Annotated in this window: 4 protein-coding genes; 3 read left to right on the top strand and 1 reads right to left on the bottom strand. The window is 77.1% G+C overall.

Going from position 1 to position 4,048, the window contains the following annotated elements:
• From JWR81_RS09990 to JWR81_RS09980, 3 genes are all read left to right on the top strand, one after another.
• Positions 1–269: histone-like nucleoid-structuring protein Lsr2 (locus tag JWR81_RS09990; RefSeq protein WP_297649746.1), on the top strand; the 269-nt coding region annotated here is incomplete at its 5' end.
• Positions 270–635: 366 nt separating this feature from the next.
• A complete protein-coding gene (locus JWR81_RS09985) occupies positions 636–1,364 on the top strand; it encodes a hypothetical protein (protein ID WP_297649743.1) in 729 nt (242 codons plus the stop codon).
• Positions 1,365–1,437: 73 nt separating this feature from the next.
• The gene (locus JWR81_RS09980; RefSeq protein ID WP_297649741.1) at positions 1,438–2,379 is read left to right on the top strand and encodes a hypothetical protein; all 942 of its coding nucleotides are present in this window, start codon (positions 1,438–1,440) and stop codon (positions 2,377–2,379) included.
• A 174-nt stretch (positions 2,380–2,553) separates the two neighbouring features.
• Here the strand turns inward: JWR81_RS09980 and JWR81_RS09975 are convergent.
• Positions 2,554–4,048 (bottom strand): FUSC family protein (locus JWR81_RS09975; RefSeq protein WP_297649739.1); only part of this gene is annotated, 1,495 nt, incomplete at its 5' end.

Raw genomic sequence — 4,048 nt, 5'->3', positions numbered from 1 at the left:
GCGCCGCCGGGAGCGGCCGCTCGGGCCGCGCCCCCCGTCCCGCCGCGTCCCGGCCGGCGGCCAGCCGCGAGGACACCAAGGCCGTCCGCGACTGGGCCCTCGCCCAGGGCATGACCATCTCCGCCCGGGGCCGCATCTCCTCCGAGGTCCGCGCCGCCTACGAGAACCGCGACGTCGCCCCCGCAGCGCCGGCCACGGCCGAGGAGGCCCCGAAGAAGCCCCGCACCCGCGCCAAGGCCCCCGCGGCCACGTTCATCAGCGCCAAGTAGCAAGCACCCGACGAACGGCACTCCCCCCGCACCCTGTGCACCGGGAGTGCCGTTCGTCGTTCCACGGACGGGGCCCGTACCGTCGTGAGGTGCCCGGGCCCGTCGCGCTCGTCGGTAGTGGTGAGTACCTCCCTGGGTGCCCGCCCTGCGCCACCCCACCCGCGAGGCCGACCCGGGACCGGGGATCGTGCCGCGGGTGCGCGACGGCCGCACAGGCCACGCCGCGGGCGAGACCGTTCCGTTGCCATCACCCGTCACCTGACCGGTGGGACCACTACCTCTGCGTGCGACGCGGATCTACACTCCGCGTCACGCGACCTGACCTTTCACTCGACGGAGACGGTCCGCGCCGCCCGGAGGTGACGGATGAGGGACCACCCACGCGTGGCCGAGGAGTTCCAGCGACTCGACGACGTGCTCTCCGCAGCCATCACCCTGCCGTCGGTGGACGCGGTGATCCGCCGCGCGAACACCGCGAGCCGCTCCAGCGCCGCCGCGGCCGCCGCCGTCCTCACGGTCGGGGCGCTGGGCGGGATCACCCTCGTCGCCACACCCGCCTCTAAGCCGGTCACCCGGGCCGTGGCCCCGATCCACGCCGCACCCGTGACCTCCGACGCCGCGGCCCCCGCAGTGGCCGCGGCAACGCCGAAGGTCACCACGCTCGTCGAGCAGGCGCTCAGTGCGCCGACTCCCCGCAAGCGCACCGGGTTCCTCGCGCTCGCCCCGCGCACCCGGACGGCGCCGGCCCCCCGCGTGGTCGCGCCGCCCGCACCGGTCGTGACCGCCGTGATCGCGGCACCGCCCGTCGCGCCCGTGGTACCGGCGCCGGTCCTCGAGGGCGGGCCCACTCCGCCGACCTCCGCAGCGCCCACGACGTCCCCGGCGCCCACCACCACGCCCGCGACGACCGAGCCCACCACCACGCCCCCGGCGCCGACCACCACGCCGTCCCCGACCACCCCGCCGCGGACGACGCCCCCGAGAACCACACCACCGAGGACGACGCCGCCCCGCACCACCACCCCGGCGCCGACCACCACCGGGTCCCCGACGACCACGGTGTCCCCGACGACCACGGTCACCCCGTTGCTGTGACGGCCACCGTCCCCGCCCGGGACGACCGGCTCCCTGGCCGGACCCCGTCCGCGCGACGGCCCTCGCCGACCCCATGGCCCCGCCGATCACCTGGACGCCGCGCGCCGGCCCGCCGAGCAGCAACGCGCGGCCGCTCCCGGAGCTTCTGCAGCAGGCGTGGGGCGACCGCGTGGCCGTCACGGCCCACCGCATTGAAGGACTGACCGTGCGGCGCCCACTCGGGCAGGATGACGGAGTGTTCGACGCGGCACCGCAGGACGGGCGCCCGGTGCTGCACCTGCCCAGCACCGGGCCGGATGCCGTGCCGTTCGACGTCGCGCTCGCCGCCGTCCTCGGCTACGCGCGCGGACGCCGTCCCGTCCGGTTCCGGTCCCCCGACAGTCCGCAGGGCCGCTGGGTGCAGCTGCCCGCGTTCGGCTGGGCCCGGTTCGACGCCCGTCCCGTCGGGCCGCCCGGCGACAACGACGTCCTCGTCGGCGAGGTGCTCCACGGCCGGCTGGACCGCGACGGCTGGGCCGACGTCCACGACGCGCTCGCCCGGGTGCGTCCGCTCGCCGACGCCGCGGCGGAGCGCGCCGCCGGGCGGACCTTCTGGGAGCTGCCCGACGACGAGGTGTCCGTGCTCGGCGAGCCCGGCACGGTCGGCGCCGCGCTGCGCGAGATCGGGCGCGCGAGCGGGCACCACCTCGGGCACGTCACCGCGGCCCTGCACCACAGCAGCCCGGCGCTGGTCCCGCACCTCACCCGCACCACCCGCCTCGCCCTGCTGCCCCACGTCGAGGAGGGCGACAGCGGCGTGGAGGCCGTCATCCTGCGCGAGCTGCGCGCGAACGACGCCGCCTTCGCCGCGCTGGAGGCGGAGGTGGCGGCGCGGACCGGCGACGCCCGCCCGACCCGGCTGCGGCTGCACGACATCCTGCTGTGGCTCGCCACCACGCTGCGCCTCACCCACGCCGTCGAGCTCGGCCGGGCCGCCGAGGAGTGGCGGTCCGGCCGGCCGCGGAGGGCCCGCTGATCCCGGGCTCGTGGGCCGTGCCCGAGCAGCGGTGCATGCCCGGCCCGGACGACAGGCGCTGTCGGACGCGATGACGCCGGCTCGGCCGCCTCGCCGACGGCCTCGAGAACTGCCTGGCCACAGCGCAGTAGGTCACAACGCAGTAGGTCACCGGCGGGTCTGCTCCGGGGCGCGTCAGCCCACGTCGCCGTCGGCCACCCTGGCCACCCGCGTGCGCAGATCGGCGGGGTCGAGGGCGGCCCCGGGCGGACCGACGACACGGCCGAGGTCCTCCCGCAACCCGTCGAGCCACACTCGCAGGTCGGCCAGGTGGTAGAGGTCCTGACCGAGGTCGGTCGGCCACTCGGCCGCCGGCGGGTCCGGCAGGCGATCGCGCACGAGGGCGTGGTCGTGGGTCAGCAACCCGTCGGCGACCCGCTCGTAGCGGGCGGCGACGTCGGCCGCGGCGGCCCTCAGCGAACCCACGCACGGTAGGAGCCCGCCGCTCGGGCAGGCACGGACCAGTGCCTCCGACCCACGGACGGCGTGGTGGCCCGCGATCAGCGTCGACTGCCAGTCGAGGGCCCCCGGCTCGTGCCGCTCGCTCTGGTACAGCGCGTACGACGCCTCGGCGAGCAGGCCTGCCTCGCGCGCGGCCGGTTGGGCGTGGCCGACCGGGAGGCCCTCCGCGACCACCGCGACCGTCTCGCGCACCACCCCCGCCGACGTCGCGAGGAACCTCCCCGTGGCCCTGTGCAGCTCGCCGGAGCCGCCGCGGGGCCACGCCAGCAGCCCGATCAGCACGCCGACCGCGGCCCCGACCAGGACGTCCACCACGCGGGCCTCCGCGAGCCGCCAGTCCACGGGCGAGACCTGCGCGAAGACGAGCGCGATGACCAGCGTGAACAACGCCTGCGCCCACCCCGGTCCGAGCAGTGGGCCGGCCGCGAAGCCGACGACCATCACCACCGGCAGCAGCACGGCGTAGGCCGTGGGAGGCACCCCGATCACGAGCAGACCCGCCGCCACGAGCGACCCGAGCACGGTGCCGACCAGCGCGGGCCGCAGCGCCGAGCGGGTCTCGGCGGCCGACGCGCGCAGCACCGTGAGGATCGTGAGCAGCACCCAGAACCCGTGCGACAGGTCGAACACCCCGGCGAGCAGGCGGGCCAGCGCGAGCGCGGTGGCGAGCCGTAACGCGCCCTGGAAGTACACCGACCGCGGGGTCAGGTGCTCACGCAGCCGGTGCCACCACAACCACGGGGTCCGCCGGTAGGCGAACCAGAACAGGCCCGGCTGTGCCGACTCGGGCGTGGGGTCGGGTCCGACGGGCGCTCCCGCGGCGATCCGGATCGCCGCCACCATCGACGTCGTCCACTCCCCCAGGCTCAGCGCGAGCGCGCCCAGGCGCAGCCGCTCGGGCGGGAGACCGTCGGGCGCCACGGCGGCCCTCGCGGCGCGGAACTGCACGAGCGCGGCGGCCATCCGATCGGTGTCGGGCACGTCGTCCTCACCGCGCAACCACGCCGCAGCGGCCTCGGCACACGAGGCGGCCTGCCGCAGGAGCGCAGCGGCGGCGGGCAGGTCGGCGGAGTCGTGGCCGTCGGCGGAAGCCAGATCGACCGTGCGCCCCAGCAGCAACCGGGCCGTGCCGGCCGCCGCGGTGAGGGCGCGGTCCGTCCGCCCCGCG

Source organism: Pseudonocardia sp. (assembly GCF_025965585.1).
In the GTDB taxonomy this organism is placed as follows: domain Bacteria; phylum Actinomycetota; class Actinomycetes; order Mycobacteriales; family Pseudonocardiaceae; genus Pseudonocardia.
The sequence above is the reverse complement of the archived record's forward strand: the minus strand, read 5'-3'. Positions and strand labels throughout refer to the sequence as shown.

Bases quoted from the DNA above. Each gene is read 5' to 3' on its own strand.
- JWR81_RS09985 (WP_297649743.1), top strand. From the start codon at position 636: ATGAGGGACCACCCACGCGTGGCCGAGGAGTTCCAGCGACTCGACGAC.
- JWR81_RS09980 (WP_297649741.1), top strand. From the start codon at position 1,438: ATGGCCCCGCCGATCACCTGGACGCCGCGCGCCGGCCCGCCGAGCAGC.